Here is a 24642-nt window from a genome sequence, read left to right on the forward strand (position 1 = left end):
CCATGAGACACTTGATTGAACGATATCCCCCCGCCTTTGCTCCCGAAGGCGAAGGAGGCGCGCCCGGCGGCGATGGTGGTCAGGCCGACCCGGGCAACAGCCAGCCGGAGAGTAACGAAGCTGCAGGCGCATCTCCGGCTGGCGACCCTCCCGCCGAGCCCTACCGGCCGGACGGCCTGCCAGAAACCATGTATGGCGACAACGACCACGGCACGATCGACAAGATGGCCGAGGCGCTGAAAGGCTATCGCGACCGGGACGCGCAGCGGCAGCTTCCGGAAACCGCCGAGGCCTACAGCCAGTTCGATCTGGAGAGCGCGCCGGAAGAGATCCGGCCGATGATCGGCGAGCTGGCGAGCGACCCGCTGTTCGGCAAGGTTTCGGCGATCGCGCTGGAAAGGGGCGTGCCGGTCGGCGACATGCAGGCGATCACGCTCTCGCTCTATTCGGCCGCCCACGAGGCGGGCCTATTCGAACAGCATATCGACCCGGCGCAGGAACGCTCGCTTCTATTGCCGGATTCGGCCGCGACCCTGCCGAAGGAACAACAGGACCAGGCGATCGACCAGCGCCTGCAGGCGAATTCCGATTTCGTCGACCTGATGGTGCAGAATGCGGGGCTAGACAAGGCCGTCGGCGAGCACGCCAAGCTGATGCTGATGGACACGGCCGCCGGCAACCGCTTCTTCGAATGGATCGCCGGTCAGGTGCAAGGCACCGACCGCGCCCAGCCGCAGCCCGGTCAGGGCGGAAATACCGGCGCGTCACGCCGCGAGCAGCTTCGCGCGGAACTGGCGAAGCCTGAAATGCAGCCGGGTCATCGGATGTTCGATCGGGCGAAATACGATGCTCTGGAGTCGGAGTATCGGACAGTCGTAGGCAACTAGCTAGTCAACGCTTAATGGCCTTTAGTCAAAGCATTATCCATGTTAGTCAAAGCTTTGTATGCAATTCTGATGCGGAGAGTCGCTTTGGCAAAAGCAAATTCCATGGACACGAGCGATTGGCTATCCCTCGAATTTGAGATCGTAAACTTGTTCGATGGGGCTCCTATCGACGAGGAAGATCTATTCGCTGGTCGTACATCTGAAGTCGCGAAAATGTTGCGTACTGTGATGGAGAAGTCGAAACACGCAGTGCTCTTTGGTGAAAGAGGAGTCGGCAAGACATCCTTATCGAATATTTTCTGGAAGAGATTTGGAAATACGATAAAAAGCTTTGTTGTAGCTAGAGTTCAAGCAGGTCCAAAGGATGATTTTTCATCACTCTGGATAAGAGCTTTGGATGAGCTAAAAGCTACCGGAACTTCCGTTGGCAAAGCTGGATACGTGCAATTTAATACGAACTATTATTCGATCAGTCCAACAGAAATAAGACGTGAATTACAAAAATGCAGCCCCAATGCGCTACCTATTATTATCATCGATGAGTATAATGAGATAACAGACACAGATACAAAAACTTTAACAGCAAATTTAATAAAAGAATTATATGATTTTTCTGTAACAACGACCGTTTTATTGGTTGGTGTGGCAGAAAACATAGGTGAATTAATCGAAGACCATAAGTCAATAGGTCGTGCACTGATACATGTACCTCTGAGCCGAATGTCAGATTCGGAACTTAAAGAGATCATCGAAAAGCGTGCCAGCAGAACACGCATGAAGTTTTCCGGCGATGCCATATGGACCATCGTAACGCTTTCTCGCGGTCTACCTTTTTTCACTCAGACTTTGTCCAAATATGCCGCTCTTCACGCGATAGAACTGCGGAAGTTGATTGTTAGCAATGACGACGTCGAAGCTTCAATGGATCGCTTTATCGAAGACACAGCAATATCGTTCAAAGACGCCTACCGAGACGCAACACGGAGTAATCAGACCAACAATTTCCAGCAGTCGTTGTTGGCTTGCGCTCTAGCTAAAACTGACGAGGAAGGCTTTTTCACAGCAAATGATGTAGTTGAACCCTACAGTGCGATAATGCGAGAAAGAAAACGAATAGCACACTTCGAAAAACACCTACGTCGATTTTCATCTGACGAAGGTGGAAACATTCTCATAAAGCGCGGAGGCGACAGACAACAAACTTTTCGCTTCACCGACCCGATGATGCAACCCTATGTTATCATAAGGGGAATTCAGAATCAGATGATAGATGAAACAGCACGCACAACTCTTCTACAGCGTGAACAAGGCACACTTGATATCTGACTTTGTTGGGTACAACGCCGGCAACCCTTTCGTCGAATGGATCACAAAAAAAGTTGCTATGCGGCGTCAGCGCGAACATCCTCGTGTGGAAATACATTAAACCGAATTTCAATCGATTGTTCGATGTTCCGCCGGGAAGCGTAATATCAATACGGGTTCGGTTTATGTTGTTCCGTCGAAGTGAGAGTTCTTACTACGCACCTAATTCAGCACGGAAATAATCGTGTAGCTCAACAACCGAACTGAATATCGCGTCAGGCCCTGACTCAATGAGTTCATCAATATCAACACAACCCCATGCAGACCCTATCGCCACAACGCCGGCATTGCGAGAAGCTTCTGTATCCTGAGCTTGATCGCCAACATGATATGTATCCTTTGATGATGCGCCCGCTTTCGACATCGCCAAATTTAGTCCTTCGGGATGAGGCTTCTTTCTAATTACCTGATGGTAGCCTACGACGATGTCTATCGGCCAACGGTGTAATTTAATAAATTCCTTTGGAACCATATCTGGACTTTTGGTGACTATGGCCAACGTCTGCCCGGCTTCATGGAGATCCTGCAGGAGCTCAGCGATACCATCATAGACTGGAAGCTCATGGATACTTGCCATAACTGCTTTCCAATTTCTTGCTGCCCGGAGGTGCTCGACCGAGGAGGTATCGACAAGCGTCTGATCGAAATCGAAAATTATCATACTCAGAACGCCATGGATGTCTGACTTCGATCGGCCGGTGATTTGTTGTTCGTTTCAAACGTGAGGCTTCGAGCATCTTTAATCTTGTTTAAGAACGCGATTAGTTCTGCACCGTCTGAAACTCCCCTAGCTATGTTCTGAGCAATCAATTGCTGATTGCCTCTAGTCTTATCTTCACGATTCCAGTTACTTGGGTGTTTTATACAAGCCAAAGCTCGATGTTGTTCTCTAGAAAAACGAACCGTATGCATGGTTCCACCCTTGACATCTGTTTCTATGACCAGCACGGCATCGGAAAGACCACTTTGAATACGGTCCCGTTCAGCGAATGCCTGCCGCATAGGAGTAACTCCCAGCGGATATTCGCTTACCAGACAGCCCCCAAATTCAAGGAGCCTACCAGCCAGGCCGCGATTGGCTGCAGGATAGATTTTATCGAGACCGTGAGCCATCACTGCAATCCCGGTTCCATGAGCATCTAGACAACCTTCATGCCCATAAGTGTCGCATCCATGCGCAAGACCGCTTACAATCACGAAGCCCGCCTCGGCAGCAGTTGATGCCGACCTTCGCGCCACCTTCTCTCCGTATTGGGTGGGTTCTCGGGTTCCTATGACAGCCAAACTCTTGGGAGCATTGAGTCCCGCCACATCACCTTTCACATATAACATAGCTGGAGGATCTGGTATGTTGCGCAATCGCTTTGGATAACCCTCATCGTGAAAGGAAAAGAACTTTATTCCCTCAAATCTTGTTCTTTCCAACTCGTCTTGTGTGCGCTCCCACGCTTCAGAAAGTACTTCCGTCGGAAGTTTCGCTTGAGCAGCGAGGTTTAAAAATCGATATTTTACATCATCTTGAGGCAGTGGACTGTTGATAATTCGTAATGCTGCACGCCGCCCCACGCCCTTTACCTTCATCAATGCGGTGAGCGCTGCAGAGGACGCTGATATAGCTTCCTTCATTTTCTAGCCCTTCTTGTATTTGGCATCGTGCTCCATTTCACCTTTCTTCCAGAGTCTGTCCCATTTTTCAGGGACGTGGTCATTATCCGGATTTGGGCAGTAATCGACGCTTTCATTTTTACCGAATGCTATTCCGTAAACGCGACACTTTGGATTTGTTTCAAGCACAGCCAAGGCAATATGAGAAAGTGTATCACCACGCGTTATTAAATCATCAAAGATAAATACGTGGTCGGCATCAAGTTGCCTGCACTGGTAATTAGCTTTTGCTAGTTCAGCACTCCGTTCCTCAGCTGAATATAGGTTATGTATCTTGCCATGCACCTGCTTTGACAACACGGTATCATTGTATCCTGCATCACATATCCTCGCACACTCCTTGGCAATCCACGGAATAGACCTCCCAGGGTCCGCCTGCTCTTCTCCAGAAGAAAGTGCCGGAATAAACAGTGTGCGATCAGGTTTAACCTTAAGATATTTTATGAGCGGTGGAACAGCATCGTATAGAACAGTTGCACCTCCCCATTCCGCTTTATTATCTTTATTTTTGAAGCGGTTAAACCGATTCGTCCAATTCTCTCCTGAACGATCTTTTAATCTGTACGCGATGGCATAAGTGTAAGTGAGCCCAGCTGAAACACTTAGTTCAGAAAAACCCATCCATCCACAAATCTTATTGTAGTGAATCATACCCCCTCCAGTCTGCCCCGCGAGGAAACTAGATAACTGTTGCTAGATATGCAACTGTTGAGAGTATAATAGGTGTTTATTATTCACAGTATGTCTGCTGCACCTAGTCAGTATTATCTCACAAACTATCTCAAGCATGAGCTGACTAGAGAAATTACACAATCTACAAACTGGCCTTGGCTCTGCCACGTTCGAAGCATAATCACCTCTAGCAGTAACACCACTTAACCCTCCCCTCTCTCCCCCATCATTGACCCTGCGGCGGGTGCGACCCGGCTGCGCTGCGGGCTATCCTTCACCGGACCCCGCGGCCGGCCGGCTCTATCGGCTCCGATGCGTGAACCGAAATCTCATTCAGGGGTCATTCAATGGCAGATCAGATCGAAGCCTGGTTCCGTGAGCTCATCAAGGACAAGGTGACCGTCGCCATGCAGGCGCATGGCGGCATGCTCGACGGCACGATGATGTCGGGCGACACTCAGGCGAACACCGTCAAATTTCCAATCATCGGCCGCACCGAGGTCTACAAGCTGACCGGGGCGATCGAACCGGTGCCGACCAGCGGACCGGATCTCACCACCGTGCAGGTTACCCTCGAAGACTTCGAGGCTTCCGCATGGTGGCGCACACAGGACGCCTACAAGGCCGGACCTTCGGAGAAGGATTCGCTCTCCAAGATCCTGACCTATGCGGTGCGCCGCAAGCGCGACACGATCAAGCTCGACGCGGTCGCGACATTCGCCGAGGTCGATGAAGATGTCTCCACGATCGGCGACGGGACGGATATTCCGGACCTCTTACATTTCGAGCAGGGACGCGCGGAGATCTCAGGCGCGGGCGCAAGCGCGGAAGACGAGGAAGGCGGGGTCTTCGTGCCGATGCCGGCCATGTGGTTCAGCCAGCTCAAATTCTACAAGGAGTTCGCCGACGCGCAGTGGGTCGGAAGCGAGGACGCGCCCTTTTCCAAGCGACAGCGCACCAGGATGCGCACGCTGCAGGGCGTGACCTATATCGAGTGCCCGGACGAATATTTTACCGGGCCGGACGCCACCTCGCTCTACACCCATATGTGGGCGAAACCCGCCATGGGCGCCGAAACGCCGTGGAACCAGGAACAGGCCTCGCTTTCCCAGCATCAGGAACTGCAGGGCTCGCCCTGGCTCGCCAAGACCGGCGTCGGCGGCGCGGCCATCGGCATTCAGGGCAAGGCGGTAAAACGCTTCTGGCTGAAGAAGATAACCGCGCCGACCCGGCCCGAATAATCGCTCTCCCGCGTCCGGCCTTGCCGCCATCGCAAAGAAGTATGATCCGAGCAACATATTCTATTGGTCTTAATCGAACGACCATCTTACCCTGCGGCCGAATTCGGAACTCCGCGAAAAAGGATGCTCAGAGATGGATGGTTCAAACACGATCCTGATTTCCAACACATGGCGCAGCGCCGAAAACGGCGGTGTCATCGACGTGATTGCACCAGCCCAGGGTACGGTGCTTGCGCAGATTGCAGCCGGTGGCGAGAGCGACATCGACCTTGCCGTCGCGGCAGCGCGAAAGGCCTTCGAGGAGGGAGAATGGAGCCGCCTGACCGCCGCCGAACGGGGGCGTCTCCTGACCCGTGCAGGTGATCTGGTTCAAAAACACGCTGAGGAACTGGCAGAGCTGGAAGCCGCCGACACGGGCAAGCCGATCCGGCAGGCCCGCGCAGACATCGCCGCCGCAGTGCGCTATTTCGAATATTATGGCGGTGCGGCCGACAAGTTTCACGGCGAGACACTGCCCTTCATGAACGGCTATCTCGTCGCGACTGAACGGGTGCCGCACGGCGTGACCGGGCACATTATTCCGTGGAACTACCCGGCCCAGATGTTCCCGCGCTCGATCGGACCGGCACTGGCGACAGGAAACGCGGTGGTGATGAAGCCTGCCGAAGAAGCCTGCCTGACAACGCTGAAGATGGCGCAACTGTGTGTCGAAGCCGGTTTCCCCGAGGGGTCGATCAACATCGTGACCGGATACGGGCACGAAGCCGGCGCGGCACTCTCCGGACACGCCGGTATCGACTTCGTGTCATTTATCGGCAGCTCCGAAGTCGGCGTGCTCATTCAACAGGCCGCCGCTCGCAACCACATAGGGTGCACCCTGGAACTGGGCGGCAAATCCCCGCAGATCGTGTTTGGCGATGTTGATATGAACAAGGCGCTGCCGTTTCTTGTCAACGCCATCGTCCAGCATGCGGGCCAGACCTGTTCGGCGGGCTCACGGTTGCTGGTCGAGCGCAAACATTACGATGAGATCGTCGGAACAGTGGCTGATCGCTTCTCGCAGGTCCGCGCCGGAACGCCCGAGATGGATCACGATCTCGGCCCCGTTGTCAGTCGCAAGCAGCAGCAACGGGTTCTCGGTTTCGCCTCAGCCGCAGAAGCAGCCGGCGTTCCGGTGATCGCCGAAGGCAAAATCGCCGATGGCGTTCCGGATGGCGGCTTTTTCGTTGCGCCGAGACTGTTCGGTCCCGTGCCGCGCGAAAGCAGTCTCGCCAATGACGAAGTGTTCGGTCCCTATCTGTCGGTCATGCCTTTCGAGGACGAGGCAGACGCCATCGCGCTGGCGAACGGAACGCCCTACGGGCTTGTCGCCGGAATATGGACGGAGAATGGAAGCAGGGCGATGCGCGTCGGCCGCAAGATGCGGGTCGGTCAGGTGTTCGTGAACTGCTATGGCGCAGGCGGGGGCATCGAGCTGCCGTTCGGCGGCATGAAGAAATCAGGCCATGGGCGCGAGAAGGGATACGAAGCGCTCTATGAATTCACCGCCGTCCGCACGATGGTCGTCAAGCACGACTGACGTTTCCACGTGCCAGGCATGGCGGCCGGCCGACCCCGATGTTTACTGCCGGTCGCGTTCTGCGATCATGCCCGCCAGGGCGATCATGTCGTTGAATATGCGGACCGATGCGACATCGACCATCTTGCCCTCAAACTGTATGGCGCCTTCGCCGCGCGCCCGCGCTTTTTCATAGGCGTCGGAAATCGCCATGGCCTTTTCGACCACCGCCGGATCTGGAGAAAATATCTCTTCGGCCAACTCGATTTGCGCCGGGTGGATGGCCCATTTGCCTTCAAAACCGAGAAGCGCCGCACGACGCGCCTCTTCGCGATATTTTTGCGCATTGTTGAAATCAGCATAGGGACCGTCGATCGCCGCAATTCCGGCGACCCTGGCCGCGACGGACACCCGGTTGCGGTGATAGTGAAACAGATCGCCCGGATAATCGTCGGTTTCTCCAACGCCGGAGGTCACGATGCCTTGGCTGGCCGCATAGTCGCCCATGCCGAAGATAAGCGCCTCCAGGCGAGGAGATGACGCCGCGATCTCATCTACATTCGACATTGCTTCGACTTCCTCTATCAGGACTTCGAGGCCAATAGGCTTGCCTATGCCATGCTTTGCTTCGAGCATCGTGATCAGACGGTCGGCAAATCGAATATCTTCTGCGTCTTTCACCTTGGGCAGGATAATGACATCGATCGTCGCGCCGCATTCCGCGACCAGACGCGTAATGTCGTCCAGCGCCCACTGGCTGGACAATTCGTTGACCCGCGCGGCAATCGTCCCGCACCGGAAGCCGCCTTCATTGACGGCCTTGATCACCCTCTCCCGGGCCTCTTCCTTGGCGTTGGGCGCCACCGAATCCTCCAGATCCAGGAATACATAATCGACGGCGCGGTTGCGCGCCGAAGCGATCAGTTTTTCGCTGGAGGCCGGCACCGAAAGCTGACAACGGCGCAACCGCTTTGGTCTTGTCATTTTTCATCCTTCAGCATTGCGGGGTCGCCTGCGGCTCCAGATCGGCCTTTGAGGAGCTGGCCGGCGAACTCCGGAATACCCGCGAGCCCGCCTGGGAAGAACCGAAGAACAAGAACGATCAGCGTCGCGGTCACCAGATAACGGCCTGGGCCCAAAGGCGTCAGAAGTTCCGAAATTATGGTGAAGACGAATGCGCCGGCGATCGGCCCCCAGATCGTGCCAACGCCGCCCAAGAGAAGCATGGACAATGCGAGCGTCAGGAACGAGAATCCGAACATGTCGGGACTGGCTGACCGGACGTACTGTGCATAAACAGAACCGACGGCGCCGGGAAAGACGGCGGAGAACATGAAGGTCATCAACCGGACCTTTGCCAACGGCAAGCCGCGGGATATCGCGTAGGTTTCATTATCGCGAAACGCGATGACGCTGCGCCCGAAGTGAGAGCGTCTGAACCAGAGCATGGCCAGCAGCGTCACGACAAGCAGCAGCAGAGCGAGGTAGTAGTAACCGGCGTTCTGGAAATCGCGGAAGGAAAACGCGCCGATCTCGAGTGGAGGAATGGAAACGAGCCCGAAGTTGCCGCCGGTGAGATCCCGCTGGTTGAGGACGATCTGAAGACACAATTGGGTGAAGGCGAACGTCACGAGGATGACGTAAATGCCCTTAAGCCGGAGCACGGGCAGGCAGACGATGACCGAGGCGATGACGGCTGCGACAACGCCGATCGGCATGCCCCACCAGGGAGAGACATCGAAGGTCTTCGTCATAACGCCTGTCGCGTAGGCGCCGATTGCGAAAAACGCCATGTGACCGAAGTTGAAGACCCCGCCATAGCCCAGCGTAACGTTCCAGCTCGAAACAAGAACCGCATACATGATCGCGATGATGGATATATGCCGGATATAGGAATCCGAATTCACCAGCGGAAGAATGAACAGGACTGCGAAGAACGCGACCGTCAGGATACGGTTGAATGCTGTTACGTTCATCTCAGTCCTTCCCCAAAAGGCCAGACGGGCGGATGAGAAGGATGGCGATGAAAATCAGAAACAGCACGGCCTGTGTCCAGTAGGCGCCGATATAATAGGTCGAAAGCGCTTCCGAGAAGCCGACCACATAGGCGCCCAGTATGGTCCCCGGTATGCTGCCCAGTCCGCCGAGGATCACCACGATCAGGGCCTTGAGCAAAGGTTCCGCCCCAAGACCCGGCGTTATGAACCGGATGGCGCCGAGCATGATGCCCGCAAAGCCGGCAAGCATGGCGGCGGTGGCGAACGCCACGGCGTACATCCGGCGTACATCGATGCCGGAAAGTTCGGCGAATTCCCTGTTCTGCGCAACCGCCCTGATGGCGCGGCCCGTCCAGGTGAATTTGAGAAAGGCCCACAGCCCCAGCATCAGCAGCGGCGCAATCACGATGATGACGACCTCGTGGCCGGAGATGACGGTGCCGGCGACCCGCAGGTTGCCGTCGACCACCTTCTCGAGCTGTTTTATGCGCGGCCCCCAGATCAGGAGCGCAGAATTCTCGATGAAGAAGGCGCCCGACAGCGTGGTCATTACGGCGATCAGGACGACGTTCTTCTGGTTCAGAAAGGGCGCGATCAACAGACGATTGATGACGAGGCCCATGACGCCTGATGCGATCAGTGCGCCGACAATGCCTGCGGCCAGACCCAACCCGTATCCCTTGGGATCCGATATCTGCCAGGCCACATAGGCGGCCGCGGCCATAATGGCGCCGTGGGTGAAATTGAAGATACCGAGCGTATTCCAAACGAGCGCCAGACCCGAAGCCATGAGCACATAGAGCGACGCCAGCACCAGGCCACTTACGAAAGTCGTCTTCAGAGCCAGGAGGAGCGTATCAAGCAACGCCAAAATACATCTCCCGTATTCTGGAATGTTCGAGGCTCTGTCCGTCTCCGATATCGGCTTCTATTCTCCCTTCGCTCATGAAGAAAAGACGGGTGGTGAGCGTGCTCAGGAATTCAGGATCCTGTTCCACGATCATGGTCTGGACGCCGGATTCGACGATCTTGGCGATGGCGTCCCGCAATTCCATCTTGAGTTTCGGCGAAAGACCCAATGTTGGTTCGTCGAGGACAAGGAGTTTCGGCAAGGCCATCAAACCGCAACTGATGGCCACCATCTGCCGTTCGCCGCCCGACAAGGTGCGGGCGCTTTGTCGCCGTCTTTCGGCGAGACGGGGAAACAGTTCGAACACCTGCTCGAGCGTGGTCTTGTGAACGGCTCTCGCCCGCGGGGCAAATCCGCCGAGCAGGAGGTTTTCCTCCACCGACATTTCGCGGAAAAGCGTGTTGCCCTGTGGCGCGTGCACCAGACCCAGGCGCATGATCTGAGCGGCGGGCCGGTTGGTGATGTCCTCACCCATGAAGCGGACGGTTCCTTCCCATGCCCGGTTCAGGCCCGAAATCGTCCGGAAGAATGTCGTCTTGCCATGCCCATTCGGGCCTATGAGCCCCGGCTTGTCCGAGGCTGTAATGGTCATATCGACACCATGCAGCACGGGCATGCGTCCATAACCGCTGACCAGCCCGGAGACGTCAAGGGTCACGTCACCCATCGCTCTGGTTTCCAATATATGCTTCGACGACCTTTGGATTGCGGACGATCTCGCGCGGCAGACCTTCAGCCAGAACCTCACCGAAATTCAGGACGATCAAACGGTCCGATACAGCGACCAACAGCGGAATGATGTGCTCGATCAAGATGATCGACACGCCCAGCCTGTTGAGTTGTCGTATGAGTTCGACCATTTCCTCGATCTCTGGCTTCGATAGACCTGCCGCCGGTTCGTCCAGCAAAAGCACCAGCGGGTTGTGCGCGAAGGCCGTGGCGACCATCAAACGCTTGCGGTCGTAGACATTGATTTCTCCAGCAAGACGGTCACTGTGCGCGGTCAGACCGAAGAGTTCCAGCAATTCATCCGCTTTCTTCTGCTTCGAAGACGGCGTACCCGAACCCGGCTTGTCCGGCATCGACACAAGGATATTTTCAAGAACGGTCAGGCTTTCGAAATCCATCTCGGTCTGGAAGATGCGCAACAGGCCCGCATCGACGATCTGGCGCGGGCCGAGGCTCTTGAGCGGCTTTCCGTCAAGGCTGACCTCGCCTGAATCCGGCGGAAAGGGAATCTTCGTGAGTATATTGAAGAGAGTGCTTTTACCGGATCCGTTCGGTCCGGCAATTCCGAGTATCTCGCCCCGGTTGAGGGTAAAGGAAACGCCGCCGATTGCCTGAAGAGCGCCAAAACTTTTCCTGATGTCTTTTACGTCCAGCAGCGGCGTCATTTATCTTCTTTATTCCGGAATAAATTTGGGCGTCGGGGCCGGTGCGCACGCCGACCCCGACTACAATCGGCAGGCTACTCGGCCATCCACGGTGGCGTCTGGCTGTCGCCGGTTGCAAATTCCTGCGGATAGATCGTGATCCGATCGCCCTCCCAGATCTGGTAGAACTGTATCGGCAGGTAACCGTCGCCCTGTATCGACAGATGCGTTGCGGGGTCGAACTTTACCCGGCCGTGGACCATTTCCTTGTCGGTCTTTGCGAGCGCCGCAGACATGGCTTCATAGTTCATCGGGTCACCCACTTCCTCGAGGATGTCCTTGTAGAGATACACCATCTCATAGACGATATAGCCATAGATCGAGCTGTCATAGCCATATTCTTCGACATATTTCTCGCCGATTTCCTTGGTGCGGGGCCGCACTTCACCGCTGATCGGTCCGCCCAGCATATTGTAGAGAACGCCGGTGGAATTCTTCCGCGTCAGGTCGACGAATTCGGGAACGGAAGGGGCATACTGGATGAACAAGAGCGAATCCGTAGGATCTTCCATGAACTGATTCATGAACGCAGCTGCGTTGGAAGACGAGGCCTCCGTATTGATAATGACGGCGGGCGGATTGGCACGGATCTGGTTCAGCATCACACGCCAGTCATTGATTTCCACCGGCGGAACAACATCATCGAAAACCTTGGTCCAGCCTTCCGCTTCCATGGCTTTCTTGAGGCCTTCATAAATCGGCATGGAATATGGGTTGTCCGATCCGATGATCGCGTATGTTTTTTCTTCAGGCGCAAAAGTGCCGTTGTCGATCATTTCCTTGATAACGAATGGCAATTCTGTCTGGTATGCGTCGTAGGACGGCGCGAGCGACCATACGTTTGAAAACTTGTCCGGATCTTCCTGGATGATCGAGCGATACTGGTTGGAGTTGGCCGCCACCATGTAAGGCACACCGATATCGGCCACATACTCCATTTCGAAACCGGACAACGACCCGAACGGAGTCACGATGGCTCCAAGGTTTGGCGTCGCTTTCAATCGTTCGACAGCAGCGAGAACGGCGTCCGGCGTCATTTCCTTGGTGTCGAACTGCTGGACGTCGAACATATATCCATCGACTCCTCCGGCAGCGTTGATTTCCTTGGCGGCGAGAAGCGCTCCGTTATAACCCTCGACCGCGTCAGCAGCAAACGGGCCTGCAAAGGCGCCGAGTACCCCGAGCACAATGGTTTTGTCTTGGGCGATGGCTGGAGCAGACGCGGTTGCGACTGTGGTGAGTGCGATGGCGCCAGCGATGAATTGCCGCCGAATAATAGAAGTCTGAATTGCCTGCATGGTCACATCCTCTTTCGGCGTGGAAAAACGCCGTCCGGCGGGTAGGAAAGCGCCGTTCGGCTCGTCTCAAAAACTATATGGAGGGGAAAGTTGGCCACAAGACCGGTAATTTGGATAGCGCGATAAAATCGCGTTATGGCCCTGGGCTTATATGGCGACCGTGGATTCCAGCCAATGATCGGCATTGACGAGACGCTTCGTCAGCTCGACGACGAGGTCCGAGATCTGCTCAGTCGCGCGCGTCGGCGCCCATTCGCCCGAACGGGCCAGAAAGACATCGCGTTGCAAAACCGGCTCGACGATTTTCAAGGCGCCGAGCTGCCCCGCTTCCACCTCTTCGCGGATTGCGTACCAGGGCAGGACCGTAAAGCCGTATCCGGCCGCCGCCAGGCGCTTGATCGCCACCAGGGAGTCCAGCTCCGTCTTGACATTGATGTCCACGGACCCGGATTGGGACGTGCGGTCGATAACATGTCTCAATCCGTGGCTTTCACCAGTCAGGATCAGCGGGTGCTGCGCAACCTGCCTGAACTCGATATCGCGGCCTGACGGAAGTTGGTCGGGAGATCCGACGAAATAGAGCATGTCCGAAAACAGATGGATCGTCTCGAATTGCAGTTGACTGTCGATGTCGAATAGCAAGGCGAGATCGAGCCGACCGGCCGCAAGCCAGTCCACCAGATAGCCACTGTAGTTTTCCGAGACTTTCAATTCGACTTTCGGGAACCGTTTTTCCGCCTCCGCAAGCAGAGGGACCGTCAGGGCCAGGGAGATGCTGGACGGCAGGCCGATGGTTACTTCGCCGGACGGGTTTTCGGATTTGTTCTGGACGTCGCGCGCGGCCAGATTCATCTGGTGAATGATGACTTCCGCGTGACTGATGAGCGTCTGGCCGCATTCGGTCGGAACGACGCCTTTCGTGCTGCGATCGAAGAGACGAACGCCAAGTTCGCCTTCCAGGTTCGCGACGTGGTGGCTGAGAGCAGGTTGTGCGACGTTGAGTTCGTTAGCGGCGCGGGAAAAGCTGCCGCACCGGGCTATGGTTATGAAGTAACGAAGCTGCCTGACATCCATTCCCCATAACTTTCTTGTCTAAGTATAGAGGAATGATGTTTTTGCATCACCCGGCTTCAAATGCAACAAACCGGAGGAAGAAGAGCGGCGACCGGACGGCATAAACGGTGATGACAAGGCATAAGAAACCTCTCGACGGCATCCGGGTACTGGACCTCGCGACATTCATAGCCGCGCCTTTCGCGGCGTCGATCGCCGGAGAGTTTGGAGCCGAGGTAATAAAGATAGAGCATCCCGACAAGGGCGATCCACTCCGAAATTTCGGCACACCGTCCGGGGAAACTCCGGATACATTTTGCTGGCTCAGCGAAGGGCGCAACAAGAAGTCTCTGACGCTGAATCTGAAAACGCCGGAAGGCGCCGCCATACTTAAGCGGCTCGTCGCCGTATCCGATGTCGTGTGCGAAAATTTCAGACCGGGAACGCTGGAAAAATGGGGGATTGGATATGAAGACCTCAAGGCCATCAATCCCCGCCTCGTCATGCTTCGCATTTCCGGATTCGGACAAACCGGCCCCCTGAGCGAACGCACGGGTTTCGCCCGTATCGCGCATGCTTTCGGCGGCCTCGCCTATCTGACAGGGATGCCAGGCGGCCCGCCGCTGACGCCAGGCTCGACGTCGCTTGCCGACTACGTGTCAGGCGTCTACGGAGCTTTGGGAATTGTACTGGCCCTTCGGGTCAGGGACCGTGATCAAATTGGCCAGTGTATCGATCTCGCACTGTATGAGCCAATATTTCGCATGCTTGATGATTTGCTGCCCGCCTACGCAGCAAACGGCGCTGTAAGGGGTCGGCAGGGTCTTGGCACATCGAATGCGTGCCCGCACGGGCATTTTCTGACCGGTGATGGACGCTGGGTCGCCATAGCCTGCACCAGCGATCGCATGTTCGAGCGCCTTTGCAAGGCCATGGGACGCCCGGAGCTCTCTGATCCGGAGCAACTAGGTCGTGGTCCGGTTCGCATCTCAAGGCATGAGGAAGTCGACCAGATCGTCCAGGACTGGCTCTCAGGAATGACGGCCGACGAAGCCCTGACCATCTGCGCGTCACAGGACGTGCCCTGTTCGCTGGTGAATTCAATTGCGGATATATTTGGCGATCCGCACTTTGAAGCGAGAAACAACTATGTGACACTGAAGCACGACGCACTGGGAGCGGTTCCCGTTCCCGGCGTTGTTCCGCATCTGACCGAAACTCCAGGAGAGATTTCCAACCTGGGACCCGAACTGGGTTGCTCGAGCGACGAAGTCCTGTCGGAACTGCTGGGGCTCGGCCCGGATGAAATTGCTTCGCTTCGGGCAGCCGGAGCCGTTTGATACAGGAAGGCAGCATGACCGATTTCCACGTACCCCCGCCTCATGTCGCAAAAGGCCAGACTGTTTGGGATCGGATCAAGGCGCGCGGATCGGAACTCTATGCGGAGTTTTCGGAAAAGCCGATCGGCGCGCACAGCCCCGATCTTCAGTTCGTGTTACAGCATTTCCGCAAGGCGCCGGTCAAAGGGAAATACGTCCTGGTCGCAGAAATTCCGCACAAGCGGTGGGTGCTTGGAACATTGACAGGCGAGCGGGGCGATCCTGTCATTACGAATGAGGATTTGCGATTTACCTCGATCGAGGACGCCGAACGATATGTCTTTCGACTGCGCTGGAAAGACCTGACAGGCATTGACCCCGGCTCCGATGGTGAGGGCTCCGTCTGATGCTGCCATATATCGTAGGATATCTAGACAAGATCAGCGCCACGCCGGGCGAAACGCTGAAAGTTCATGTGAGTTGCACGACCGCAGAGCAGTACGAAGCCAGTCTCGTACGCACGATCTGCGGTGATCTGAACCCGAAAGGGCCAGGTTTCAAGGAGGAACAGGTCTCTGCTGTCGGAGACGGGACCTATCCTGCCAGAGAACAGGTCTGCAATGCAGGCTCCTGCGTCCTGGTGCTTCCCCAGGCCGCTTACCGAGATATCCGGAGCTTCACGCTGCAGGCGCATATCTGGCCAACGACGCCGGAACTTGGAGACCAGGCCGTTATCTCGTTGCAGGACGCACATGGCGGGGGCGTGAGGCTGGGCGTCGGGAAAGACGGGTGCATGGAACTCGTCGCGACTGACAGACAGGGACAGCAACTCCGTCTGTCCAGCGGAGTGAAGCTCACCGAACGCCAGTGGTATTTCGTCGCCCTGGTATTCGACGCTGATGCGGGCGCTCTTTGCCTTTATCAGGAGCCTTATGCCAGAACGGGCGCCGGCGAAGCGCCAGTCGCCAAAAAACTGGAGACAAAAGAGGCGCTTGATCTGCCTTCCGAGCCAATGCTGGTATTTGCCGCACGCATGACCGGCATGGAAGGAGAGCGCTGTTTTACCGACCTCCATTTCAACGGGAAGATAGAGAAGACGCGCTTCGCCAGAGGCGCATTGAGCCGGCTGCAGATGGAAGTGCTCAGACGAGAGACGATTGCTCCGGAAGTGGCCGGGACAGTGCTCGGATTCTGGGACTTTTCACGCGAAATCTCCGGCGAGCGAATAATCGATCTTTCCAAACACGCAGCACACGGAAAAACCGTCAATCTGCCTACCCGCGCCATGACTGGCGCCAACTGGACCGGGGAGGAAGTCAACTGGAACGCCGCTCCGGAGCAATATGGCGCGATCCATTTTCATGACGACGACCTTCATGACGCACAGTGGGACGTAGATTTCGAACTGATTTTGCCTGAAAATCTGAAAAGCGGAGTCTATGCCGTCAGGCTTGTTGCGGGCGATCGGTCTGAACGCATACCGATATTTGTGCGGCCAGTACAAGGCTCAAAACGAGCGCCGGTCGCCTTTCTAGCCTCGACCGCCACCTATCTCGCGTACGCGAATCTGAATCCGGTGCCCTTCGACATCGCAGAACTTCTCTCAAGCCGGCTCATTATCCTTCATGAAGCCAACCGGCTGATCGACGAACACAAGGAATGGGGTCCCTCGCTTTATGATATCCATTCGGACGGCAGTGGCGTCGCCTACTCGTCCCGTTTGCGACCGATACTCAATTTTAGGCCGGGATATATAAGTTCCTTCGGCACGCACGGATCGAACCTGCGGGAATACAACGCTGACACCCATATCTTCGACTGGCTGGAGGCGCAGGGCGTCGATTACGACGTTATCACCGACGAAGACCTTCACGCAGAAGGGTATCCGCTTCTCAGCCACTACCAGACGATCGTGACGGGCTCGCATCCGGAATACTTCTCACCGACGATGTGGGAAGCGACCAAAAGCTACGTCGATGGCGGAGGCCGGTTGATGGTTCTCGGCGGCAACGGGTTCTATTGGCGGATTGCCTATCATCCCGCGCTGGACGGGGTCATGGAAGTGCGCCGATGCGGCCCGGCCATTCGAACCTGGGAGACCCAGCCCGGCGAGGAATTTCACAGCTTCGACGGAAAACGGGGCGGTCTTTGGCGCGCCCACGGACGTCCCCCGCAATCCATTGTCGGATGCGGCTTTATTTCTGAAGGATTTGATCTCTCGACCCACTATCGCCGTACGCAAGCGAGTAAGAACCCTCGCGCCGCCTTCATATTCGACGGGATCGATGAGGATGTCATTGGAGATTTCGGCCTTCAGGGCGGTGGCGCGGCAGGCGTAGAGATCGACCATGCGGATCCGTCTCTCGGTACGCCGACCCATGCCCTGATCGTGGCGTCTTCCGAACATCACACTGAGTCCTACAGGCTGGTGAACGAGGAAATGAGCATTACAGTGCCGACAGTCACGGCGCCTGTCGAAGCGCGTATCGCCGCAGACATGGTGTTCTTCGAAACCTCAGGCGGCGGCGCCGTCTTTAACGTTGGATCAATCGCCTGGGCGGGTAGCCTCAGCCACAACGGCTATGACAACAATGTCAGCCGCATCACCGCGAATGTTCTCGATCGTTTTACCAACCCGGAACCATTTGTCCTCGAATAGGAACCAGGCAGATGTGCTGTCACCGCTCAGGCTCTTTGGATCGCCTAACCGAAATCCTCCGGAAAAAGCCGACAATTCAGTATGAGGTGGCCTCGTGACATGGAACAGCCACTCGTAAAATCCGCCGGTCGTGTGTTGCAGATCTTTGAAATCTTCGCGCAGAACAAGCGCGCCATGCGCATTACCGAGATTGCCGAGGAGCTGGAGATTCCGCAATCGAGCGCATCGCTTCTGGTCAAGACCCTGATGCAGAACGGCTATCTCGACTATTCGACGCGGGGTCGGTCCGTCCAGCCGACGATGCGGTTGACACTTCTGGGCAGTTGGCTCAACAGCCAGTTCTTCAAGGCCGGGAGCATGCATGAAATGCTCCAGGAAATCTCCGACGTTTGCGAGGACACCGTGGTCCTCGGGGCCGAAACAGAGATTCACCTGCAATATATCCACGTGGTGGCCGGGACTCATCCGTTACGCTACGATCTCCAGCCTGGGGCAACGCGCTATCTTCTGGAATCCAATGCCGGTCGTGTCCTTCTTTCCATGAAGACGGACGAACAGATCGATCTGATCATCACCAAGACACATCTGGCGCGGGCCCTGCCATCTGTCAGTCGAAGGGTGTTGTACGACATGATCGACAAGATACGGCGCGACGGCTATTCGTTCGAGCCTGACATGGTCGTTCCGGGAGCCAGTGTCATCGCCGTGCCGCTGAAACCCGGCGCCGTCAAGCGTCCACTGACCATAGGCATCGCCGGACCAACAGAGCGATTGCGTGTCCATCTATCTCAGAATGTCGAGATCCTGATGCATGCAAAGTCGAAATACCTCGCCTGAATCACCCCAATATTTCACGTATGTGATGGTTGCCGCCACGACGCTGGATTTCAGTGGCAGTCGACAAATTCACGTCACTATAGTTGTGCTGTCGCCCGGCAGACCCGTCGCAATCCCCCGACGACGAGACCGGGTGAAACAAACAACGGAGACACAGTTATGTTCCAAACTGGACGCCGCAGGCTAGTCGCAACGGCAGCGATTGCGACCATGAATTTCACCGCGATGACGACCCTGCCAGCCATAGCTCAAGACGATGTATACGAACTCAGGGTATCGGTGGACACCAATCTGCAGACAAGCCGCACGGCGCATCTTGCTGAATATCTAAACGAAATCGAAAAGCGGTCCGACGGCCGCCTGAAGCCGACATTATACCACTCCGCGCAACTCTATGCCGACCGGGACGTGGGCAAGGCGCTGCTCCAGGGCGCAGTCGAAATGGCAATGCCAGGCTCCTGGACGCTTTCAGGCATCGTCTCCGATCTGGATTTCCCGGGACTGCCCAGCTTCTTCGGAGTATCGGCCGAGGAAGCGCGCGAGATCGTTGATGGCGAAGTGGGCGAAATCATCAACGCGGAGCTGGATGCCAAACTGAATTCACATGTGATCGGCCGATGGCATGAACTCGAGCCGCTTCATACCTATTCGGTGGACAAACCCATCGAATCCTTCGAGGACATGAAGGGTATGCGCATACGCCATCCGGGAAGCGCGATGCAATCGCTCCAGATATCCCAGAAGGGCGCAACACCCGTGGTCGTACCGTGGCCGGATGTCGCTCTGGCGCTAAACCAGGGACAGGTCGACGGTCTGGTCAGCACGCATAATACGGTGATTTCTGGCAAGCTCTGGGATACCGGCGTTAAATACACCTTCGAGGACGCCAATTCGCGTATGTACCAGATGATGCTGATCGCAAACCCGGCCTGGGAAAAACTCCCCGATGATCTGAAAGCGATCATGGAGGACACCTGGGAAGAAATGCTGCCCACCTTCCTGGAGCGCGTTCGCAACTCCGATGACCGGGATCGGGAAGTTCTGGTGGAAAATGGTTTTACGGTCTACCAGCCGACGCCGGAACAGCTTGAGGCGCTTCACGAAGCCCTGGCGCCGACCGAGGAAGACGCCGTGAAGGAACTCAAGATCAATCCGGCAATTTCCGAAGCGATCATAAAAGCGCGCGGCGGCATGTAGCACAAAGTTCAGTCGACTGCAGCCGGAGCCGAAGCCCCGAATCTCCTTGCACCGCAAGCCTGACGGCTGGTTCGGCTTCACGGTATCCAAAAGATCCGTGAGGCCAGTCCTCAGGAAGCCTCACGTCTTCCAGCGTGGATGGGCTCCTAGTTTTTCACATATGTGATGTTTGCAGGTAAGCAACTTGTATTCTCTTTCCCTTGCAGGTTTCTGCGATGAAGATTTGACGTCGCTTCTGACGTACAGGAGGCTGCGTTGATCAGGATACTGGACCTGCTCGAAAACTGGGTCGTCGGCATTCTCGGCCTGTTCATGCTTGTCTTTGCGCTTGCGCAGGTGGCGGCTCGGTATCTGTTGCCCGAACTGGTGGCCGGCGGCGGCGAGGAGTTGATCGTCTATATTTTCGTCTGGGCGGCAATGATTGCGTGTGCGGGACAGGTGACCCGGCAGGGGCACGTCAGGGCGAACCTTGTTCTACGGCTTCTGCCGATTGGCGTGGTGCGTTTTCTAGAAGCAATCAATGCGCTGGCTGCGCTGACCGTCTGCGCAATATTCATCTGGTTCGGTTCCGACGTGGTGAACATCGCCATACTGATCGATGAACACAGCCAGACCGGCGTCAGCTTTCCGATGTGGATCTATTATCTCGCTCTGCCGGTTGGGGCCGCTCTTATGGCCATTCGCTATGTTCTGTTGCTGGTCCGCATCATCAGTGAGAAAGGATCGGTTACAAAAGAGGGCCTGATGAGAGAAGCGAGCGTTTAGCGCATGGCAGCGATCGTCCCCGTCCTGTTTTTCGTTCTGCTCGCCTTCGGCGCGCCGATTTTCGTGGTTCTTGGTCTGACGGCGTCGCTAGGATTTTCTCTGAACGGTCTGTCCCTGGTCCCGTTCGCTCAAAAGGTCATCGACCAACTCAATTCTCCAATGTTGCTGTCGATTCCTTTCTTCGTGATGGCGGCGACCTACATGGAAAAGGGCGGCATTGCACATGCCCTTGTCGAGATGGCCGGGGCGTGGCTTGGTTGGTTGCGGGGATCTCTCGGCATCGTCGCCATTGTCGCCTGCGTGATCTTCGCGGCGATTTGCGGCTCTTCGGTCGCCACCTGCATCGCGATGGGAACCATACTCATTCCCGCGATGACTGCTCGCGGCTACGATCGTCCTTTTGCACTCGGACTGATCGGAGCCTCGGGGACACTGGGAATTCTGATACCGCCGAGCCTGCCGCTCATTCTCTACGCGGTGATCGCGGACGAATCCGTTCCGCGCCTGTTTCTCGCAGGCGTGGTACCCGGACTGCTGGTGGCGCTGGTCTTTGCAGGCTGGGTTGTTTTCCGGGCCCACCGCCGGGGTTTGCCGAAGGGCGACCCTTTGACAATCGATAATGTCGTTGGCAAGACCGTCCACGCCCTTCCCGCACTGTCGATCCCCCTAATCATCGCCGTCGGCATATATGGCGGATACGTCACCGTCTCCGAAGCAGCCGCAATGTCGGCCGGCGTCGCGCTTCTGGTGAGCCTTGGCTATTATCGGACCATTGCCATGCGCGACGTTATTCCCGTGACGGCTCAAGCCGTGGGCAGCGCCGCGGTAATCACAATCATCGTCGCGGTCGCCCTCGCTTTCGGTCACTGGATCACGGAATCGGGCGTGCCTGCGGCAATGGTGCGGGTGATTGGCGACGCAGGCCTGCAATCCTGGCAGTTTCTGCTCCTGATCAATCTAGTCATGTTCATCATGGGCATGTTTCTCGAAGTGGCGTCCATACTGCTGATAACGCTTCCCATTCTTCTGCCGGTACTGCCTGCTCTCGGCATAGATCCTATACATTTCGCAATCATCCTTACCATCAACATGGAAATCGCGATGATAACGCCGCCGGTCGGACTGAACCTCTTCGTCCTGACCGGCATTTCGGGGGCACAGATATCGGAGACGATCAGGGGCGTCAGTCCGTTTGTCGTTCTGCTCATCATCATGCTTCTCCTTATCACCTTCGTGCCGCAGCTTTCCCTCTGGCTCCCGACAACGGTTTACGGATGAAACCATGGCTATGACTTTTCGGGAATATCGCGATCTGGGCGCCACCGCATTGATGGAGGCTTATGGAAAGGGCGATCTGTCTCCAGTCGAGGTCACATCCGTGGCGATTGAGGCCATGGAGGCGGTCAACCCGAAAATCAACGCCGTGTTCTTTCGCGATGACGCGGGCGCTCGAAACGCAGCGCTGCGTTCGGAAGAGCGATGGCGCAAGAAACAGCCGCTCGGTCCGCTCGATGGCGTGCCGACACTCGTGAAGGACGGGCTCTTCATGTCAGGGGTTCCCATGTACCGGGGAACGGCTGCTCTCGCTGCCAATCCAATCCTTCCGCCATTCGACGCGCCTTGCGTGGCCCGGCTGCGTGAAAGCGGGGTGATCCTGCTCGGCAAGTCGACGATGTGCGACCTCGGAATGATGGCCGCCGGTTATTCCTCGATGTTCGGCCCCACAAGGAATCCATGGGATCTCGACAAGACCAGCGGAGGTTCGAGCTCGGGAACCAGCGCCGCGCTGGCGGCGGGCGTGATACCCATCGGCGTAGGAACGGACATCGTCGGTTCGATCCGCGTGCCGGCGTCCTTTTGCGGACTGGCCGGTCTGAAACCCAGCTATGGCCGTGTCCCGTATTACCCGAATTCGTGCCCGGCCGCGGTGGCGGGGCCGATGGCAAGAAGTGCGGCGGATATGGCCTTGCTGATGCAAGTAATAGCAGGGCCGGATACGCGGGATTTCGCCAGTCTGCCTTTTGACCGATCGCTTCAAGGGGCGCCGCAGGAGGCGACGCTTCGCGGTCTGCGCTTCGGTTTTCTGAAACATGTCGGTTTTGGCCTGGCGACGAATGCTGAAGTCGCCGTGCTGGTAGAAGGCGCCGTTGCGAAATTGCAGGAAGAGGGAGCGGTCGTCGAGGACATCGATCCTCCCTTCAACCAGCAGGAAGCCGACGCCATAGAGGATTTCTATCGCCACCGCTCCTATCACGAACTGAAGACCCTGCCGGTAGATGAACGGGCAAAGGCAGAACTGATCGATGCGTGGGCGCGGAAAGCAGCTGGTGATAGCGGCAATGACCACCACGCTCAGTTCCTGCTGACGCAATTGGCGCGCGACAAGGCAATGCAGATGTTGGCGGACCATGATGTCCTCGTGCTGCCGACAGTGCCCATCACCGCCTTTGACGCGGAACTTTCAACACCGGAAGGCCACGGCCAGTTCGCGCCTTTCTGCAATACGCTGCTTTTCAATCTGACCGAACAGCCCGCGCTGTCGCTAAATTGCGGATTTACTTTGGAAGGAATGCCGGTCGGTCTGCAACTCGTGCTGCCACGATTTGCCGACCGCTTTGCACTCGACCTCGCGGTTACGGTCGAACGCGTGCTGGCGGTATGTAGAAAATGGCCCAACTTGGCTTAAAGGGATGTTGGGAACGCAGTCGCAGCCAGTCTTTGATCAATCTCTCTGCGCCTGAGCCAGCAACGCCTTCATGTAGCCCTGGGCGTAAGCGGCGTAAGCGCGCGATCCGCCCACGATCGGCAACTCGTGATCGAAGTTTATGCTGCCGGAATAGTTGGTGGCGACCAGCGCTTCCATGATCCGGAACATGTCGTAATAACCTTCGTCGGGAAACGTCTCGGAAAATCGCGGAAGCGTGGCGGTGACATTGCGAAAGTGGACTTCCCATACTCTGCCCGTGGGCACGTATTCGTAGATAGCGTCGACAGGGTCTCCTATGCCCTCGAGCCACGTTCCACAGCAGATGGTCAGCCCGATCTTGTCGCTCGTCGCCGCATGGAAGGCGGTTCTGATATCGTCTTCGGTCGAGAAGATGCGGGCCGCGCGGCCGGCTTCAGGAATGGGAGGGTCGTCGGGATGGAAACCGACCCGAACCCCTGTCTCCTCGACGACCGGTTCTATTTCACGGAGGAATGTGACGAAATTCCCGAACACCTCGTCATGGGTATATGGCCGCTCTCCCACAGGGCGCTCGTCGCTGACGACGACGCCCGGATTCTGCGGAAGGCCGCGTCGTAGAGGCTTGGAAAGATCGACCTCGCGCGCCTGGACGCCTCCGCGGAGTTGAGCGAAGCCGCTGGAAAGGACAAACCCGGGAGAGGCAAGTGCGATCGTATAAGTCAGCCCGACGGCGTGAACCTTTCGCAGCCATGCCTTGAACGCCTCGATTTTTCGTTCGCGAAGGGGTGTCGCGAGCATGATGTCATCCAGCATGGATGTCGCGGTCATGTTGCGTATGTTGTCAACGACGACGCCGCCCTCGACGTACCGGGCGATGATCGTCCGGAGACCCTCCACTGTATCGTGGGGTGTATCTGGCATGATGCGGACATAGGTCCGGTCTACGCCCAATTCACGCATGACGCGCAAATCCTCGTCCGACGGCTCAGGTCCACCTGGAATTGTGAATTTCACATTGTTACCTGCAATGCCTTGACGATACCGAACCTCGATTCAATAATCGCAATATTTCGTGCATTTGAAAAGGCATTTTCAAACGC

At 56.5% G+C, this 24642-nt stretch carries 23 protein-coding genes; 12 read left to right on the plus strand and 11 right to left on the minus strand.

Going from position 1 to position 24642, the window contains the following annotated elements:
* Window positions 1-2 precede the first annotated feature (2 nt).
* Both K1W69_RS17685 and K1W69_RS17690 read left to right on the plus strand, forming a co-directional pair.
* Window positions 3-887 carry a hypothetical protein gene (locus K1W69_RS17685; RefSeq protein ID WP_220229747.1) on the plus strand — a complete coding sequence of 295 codons (885 nt, stop codon included), beginning with the start codon at window positions 3-5 and terminating at the stop codon, window positions 885-887.
* An 84-nt stretch (window positions 888-971) separates the two neighbouring features.
* A complete protein-coding gene (locus K1W69_RS17690; protein ID WP_220229748.1) occupies window positions 972-2213 on the plus strand; it encodes an nSTAND1 domain-containing NTPase in 1242 nt (413 codons plus the stop codon).
* 193 nt (window positions 2214-2406) lie between these two features.
* Here K1W69_RS17690 and K1W69_RS17695 read toward each other — a convergent pair whose 3' ends face one another.
* From K1W69_RS17695 to K1W69_RS17705, 3 genes are read right to left on the minus strand one after another with little or no spacing between them, the layout of a single operon-like run.
* Window positions 2407-2913, minus strand: a complete 507-nt coding sequence (locus K1W69_RS17695; RefSeq protein ID WP_220229749.1) for an HAD family hydrolase — start codon at window positions 2911-2913, stop codon at window positions 2407-2409.
* Between the two features lie 2 nt (window positions 2914-2915).
* A complete protein-coding gene (locus tag K1W69_RS17700; RefSeq protein ID WP_220229750.1) occupies window positions 2916-3878 on the minus strand; it encodes a DNA-processing protein DprA in 963 nt (320 codons plus the stop codon).
* A gap of 3 nt (window positions 3879-3881) precedes the next feature.
* A complete protein-coding gene (locus K1W69_RS17705; protein ID WP_220229751.1) occupies window positions 3882-4568 on the minus strand; it encodes a phosphoribosyltransferase in 687 nt (228 codons plus the stop codon).
* A gap of 368 nt (window positions 4569-4936) precedes the next feature.
* On the opposite strand from K1W69_RS17705, the gene K1W69_RS17710 reads away from it, so the two are divergent.
* Window positions 4937-5830, plus strand: coding sequence for a phage capsid protein (locus K1W69_RS17710; RefSeq protein WP_220229752.1), 894 nt, complete (start codon window positions 4937-4939; stop codon window positions 5828-5830).
* 133 nt (window positions 5831-5963) lie between these two features.
* Window positions 5964-7409: an aldehyde dehydrogenase family protein gene (locus K1W69_RS17715; protein ID WP_220229753.1), complete on the plus strand. Its 1446-nt coding sequence runs from the start codon at window positions 5964-5966 to the stop codon at window positions 7407-7409.
* A gap of 42 nt (window positions 7410-7451) precedes the next feature.
* Here the strand turns inward: K1W69_RS17715 and K1W69_RS17720 are convergent, their stop codons facing one another.
* From K1W69_RS17720 to K1W69_RS17750, 7 genes are all read right to left on the minus strand, one after another.
* Window positions 7452-8372, minus strand: coding sequence for an HpcH/HpaI aldolase/citrate lyase family protein (locus K1W69_RS17720; RefSeq protein ID WP_220229754.1), 921 nt, complete (start codon window positions 8370-8372; stop codon window positions 7452-7454).
* A complete protein-coding gene (locus K1W69_RS17725) occupies window positions 8369-9364 on the minus strand; it encodes a branched-chain amino acid ABC transporter permease (protein ID WP_220229755.1) in 996 nt (331 codons plus the stop codon). The genes K1W69_RS17720 and K1W69_RS17725 overlap by 4 nt, the downstream gene beginning before the upstream one ends.
* A gap of 1 nt (window position 9365) precedes the next feature.
* Window positions 9366-10256, minus strand: a complete 891-nt coding sequence (locus K1W69_RS17730) for a branched-chain amino acid ABC transporter permease (protein ID WP_220229756.1) — start codon at window positions 10254-10256, stop codon at window positions 9366-9368.
* Window positions 10243-10962 (minus strand): ABC transporter ATP-binding protein, encoded by a 720-nt coding sequence (locus K1W69_RS17735; protein ID WP_220229757.1) that lies wholly within the window; start codon window positions 10960-10962, stop codon window positions 10243-10245. The genes K1W69_RS17730 and K1W69_RS17735 overlap by 14 nt, the downstream gene beginning before the upstream one ends.
* Entirely contained in the window at window positions 10955-11689 is a 735-nt protein-coding gene (locus tag K1W69_RS17740; protein ID WP_220229758.1) for an ABC transporter ATP-binding protein, read from the minus strand. Before K1W69_RS17740 ends, K1W69_RS17735 begins: the two co-directional genes overlap by 8 nt.
* A gap of 74 nt (window positions 11690-11763) precedes the next feature.
* Window positions 11764-13026, minus strand: coding sequence for an ABC transporter substrate-binding protein (locus tag K1W69_RS17745; protein ID WP_220229759.1), 1263 nt, complete (start codon window positions 13024-13026; stop codon window positions 11764-11766).
* A gap of 147 nt (window positions 13027-13173) precedes the next feature.
* The gene (locus tag K1W69_RS17750; protein WP_220229760.1) at window positions 13174-14100 is read right to left on the minus strand and encodes a LysR family transcriptional regulator; all 927 of its coding nucleotides are present in this window, start codon (window positions 14098-14100) and stop codon (window positions 13174-13176) included.
* Between the two features lie 110 nt (window positions 14101-14210).
* Here K1W69_RS17750 and K1W69_RS17755 point away from each other — a divergent pair, with 110 nt between their 5' ends.
* From K1W69_RS17755 to K1W69_RS17790, 8 genes are all read left to right on the plus strand, one after another.
* Window positions 14211-15419, plus strand: coding sequence for a CaiB/BaiF CoA transferase family protein (locus K1W69_RS17755; protein ID WP_220229761.1), 1209 nt, complete (start codon window positions 14211-14213; stop codon window positions 15417-15419).
* A 14-nt stretch (window positions 15420-15433) separates the two neighbouring features.
* A complete protein-coding gene (locus tag K1W69_RS17760) occupies window positions 15434-15805 on the plus strand; it encodes a N,N-dimethylformamidase alpha subunit family protein (RefSeq protein WP_258571163.1) in 372 nt (123 codons plus the stop codon).
* Window positions 15805-18057: a N,N-dimethylformamidase beta subunit family domain-containing protein gene (locus tag K1W69_RS17765; protein ID WP_220229762.1), complete on the plus strand. Its 2253-nt coding sequence runs from the start codon at window positions 15805-15807 to the stop codon at window positions 18055-18057. The genes K1W69_RS17760 and K1W69_RS17765 overlap by 1 nt, the downstream gene beginning before the upstream one ends.
* Before the next feature lie 99 nt (window positions 18058-18156).
* Window positions 18157-18894, plus strand: coding sequence for an IclR family transcriptional regulator (locus K1W69_RS17770; protein ID WP_220229763.1), 738 nt, complete (start codon window positions 18157-18159; stop codon window positions 18892-18894).
* A 159-nt stretch (window positions 18895-19053) separates the two neighbouring features.
* Window positions 19054-20091, plus strand: coding sequence for a TRAP transporter substrate-binding protein DctP (gene dctP, locus K1W69_RS17775; RefSeq protein ID WP_220229764.1), 1038 nt, complete (start codon window positions 19054-19056; stop codon window positions 20089-20091).
* Between the two features lie 255 nt (window positions 20092-20346).
* Window positions 20347-20856, plus strand: coding sequence for a TRAP transporter small permease (locus K1W69_RS17780; RefSeq protein ID WP_220229765.1), 510 nt, complete (start codon window positions 20347-20349; stop codon window positions 20854-20856).
* Window positions 20857-20859: 3 nt separating this feature from the next.
* On the plus strand, window positions 20860-22134 hold the full coding sequence (locus tag K1W69_RS17785) for a TRAP transporter large permease (protein WP_220229766.1): 1275 nt from the start codon (window positions 20860-20862) through the stop codon (window positions 22132-22134).
* Window positions 22135-22138: 4 nt separating this feature from the next.
* A complete protein-coding gene (locus K1W69_RS17790) occupies window positions 22139-23542 on the plus strand; it encodes an amidase family protein (protein WP_220229767.1) in 1404 nt (467 codons plus the stop codon).
* 36 nt (window positions 23543-23578) lie between these two features.
* Here the strand turns inward: K1W69_RS17790 and K1W69_RS17795 are convergent, their stop codons facing one another.
* A complete protein-coding gene (locus K1W69_RS17795; RefSeq protein WP_220229768.1) occupies window positions 23579-24502 on the minus strand; it encodes a mannonate dehydratase in 924 nt (307 codons plus the stop codon).
* Between the last annotated feature and the right edge of the window lie 140 nt (window positions 24503-24642).

Origin of the sequence: Flavimaribacter sediminis (genome assembly GCF_019492055.1) — a bacterium.
GTDB classification, from domain to species: domain Bacteria; phylum Pseudomonadota; class Alphaproteobacteria; order Rhizobiales; family Rhizobiaceae; genus Flavimaribacter; species Flavimaribacter sediminis.

Coding starts and splice junctions, on each gene's coding strand:
- K1W69_RS17785 (WP_220229766.1), top strand. CDS start 20,860: ATGGCAGCGATCGTCCCCGTCCTGTTTTTCGTTCTGCTCGCCTTCGGC.
- K1W69_RS17740 (WP_220229758.1), bottom strand. CDS start 11,689: ATGACGCCGCTGCTGGACGTAAAAGACATCAGGAAAAGTTTTGGCGCT.
- K1W69_RS17765 (WP_220229762.1), top strand. CDS start 15,805: ATGCTGCCATATATCGTAGGATATCTAGACAAGATCAGCGCCACGCCG.
- K1W69_RS17705 (WP_220229751.1), bottom strand. CDS start 4,568: ATGATTCACTACAATAAGATTTGTGGATGGATGGGTTTTTCTGAACTA.
- K1W69_RS17755 (WP_220229761.1), top strand. CDS start 14,211: ATGACAAGGCATAAGAAACCTCTCGACGGCATCCGGGTACTGGACCTC.
- K1W69_RS17715 (WP_220229753.1), top strand. CDS start 5,964: ATGGATGGTTCAAACACGATCCTGATTTCCAACACATGGCGCAGCGCC.
- dctP (WP_220229764.1), top strand. CDS start 19,054: ATGTTCCAAACTGGACGCCGCAGGCTAGTCGCAACGGCAGCGATTGCG.
- K1W69_RS17700 (WP_220229750.1), bottom strand. CDS start 3,878: ATGAAGGAAGCTATATCAGCGTCCTCTGCAGCGCTCACCGCATTGATG.
- K1W69_RS17725 (WP_220229755.1), bottom strand. CDS start 9,364: ATGAACGTAACAGCATTCAACCGTATCCTGACGGTCGCGTTCTTCGCA.
- K1W69_RS17745 (WP_220229759.1), bottom strand. CDS start 13,026: ATGCAGGCAATTCAGACTTCTATTATTCGGCGGCAATTCATCGCTGGC.
- K1W69_RS17735 (WP_220229757.1), bottom strand. CDS start 10,962: ATGGGTGACGTGACCCTTGACGTCTCCGGGCTGGTCAGCGGTTATGGA.
- K1W69_RS17750 (WP_220229760.1), bottom strand. CDS start 14,100: ATGGATGTCAGGCAGCTTCGTTACTTCATAACCATAGCCCGGTGCGGC.
- K1W69_RS17760 (WP_258571163.1), top strand. CDS start 15,434: ATGACCGATTTCCACGTACCCCCGCCTCATGTCGCAAAAGGCCAGACT.
- K1W69_RS17795 (WP_220229768.1), bottom strand. CDS start 24,502: ATGCGTGAATTGGGCGTAGACCGGACCTATGTCCGCATCATGCCAGAT.
- K1W69_RS17720 (WP_220229754.1), bottom strand. CDS start 8,372: ATGACAAGACCAAAGCGGTTGCGCCGTTGTCAGCTTTCGGTGCCGGCC.
- K1W69_RS17685 (WP_220229747.1), top strand. CDS start 3: ATGAGACACTTGATTGAACGATATCCCCCCGCCTTTGCTCCCGAAGGC.
- K1W69_RS17710 (WP_220229752.1), top strand. CDS start 4,937: ATGGCAGATCAGATCGAAGCCTGGTTCCGTGAGCTCATCAAGGACAAG.
- K1W69_RS17790 (WP_220229767.1), top strand. CDS start 22,139: ATGGCTATGACTTTTCGGGAATATCGCGATCTGGGCGCCACCGCATTG.
- K1W69_RS17695 (WP_220229749.1), bottom strand. CDS start 2,913: ATGATAATTTTCGATTTCGATCAGACGCTTGTCGATACCTCCTCGGTC.
- K1W69_RS17770 (WP_220229763.1), top strand. CDS start 18,157: ATGGAACAGCCACTCGTAAAATCCGCCGGTCGTGTGTTGCAGATCTTT.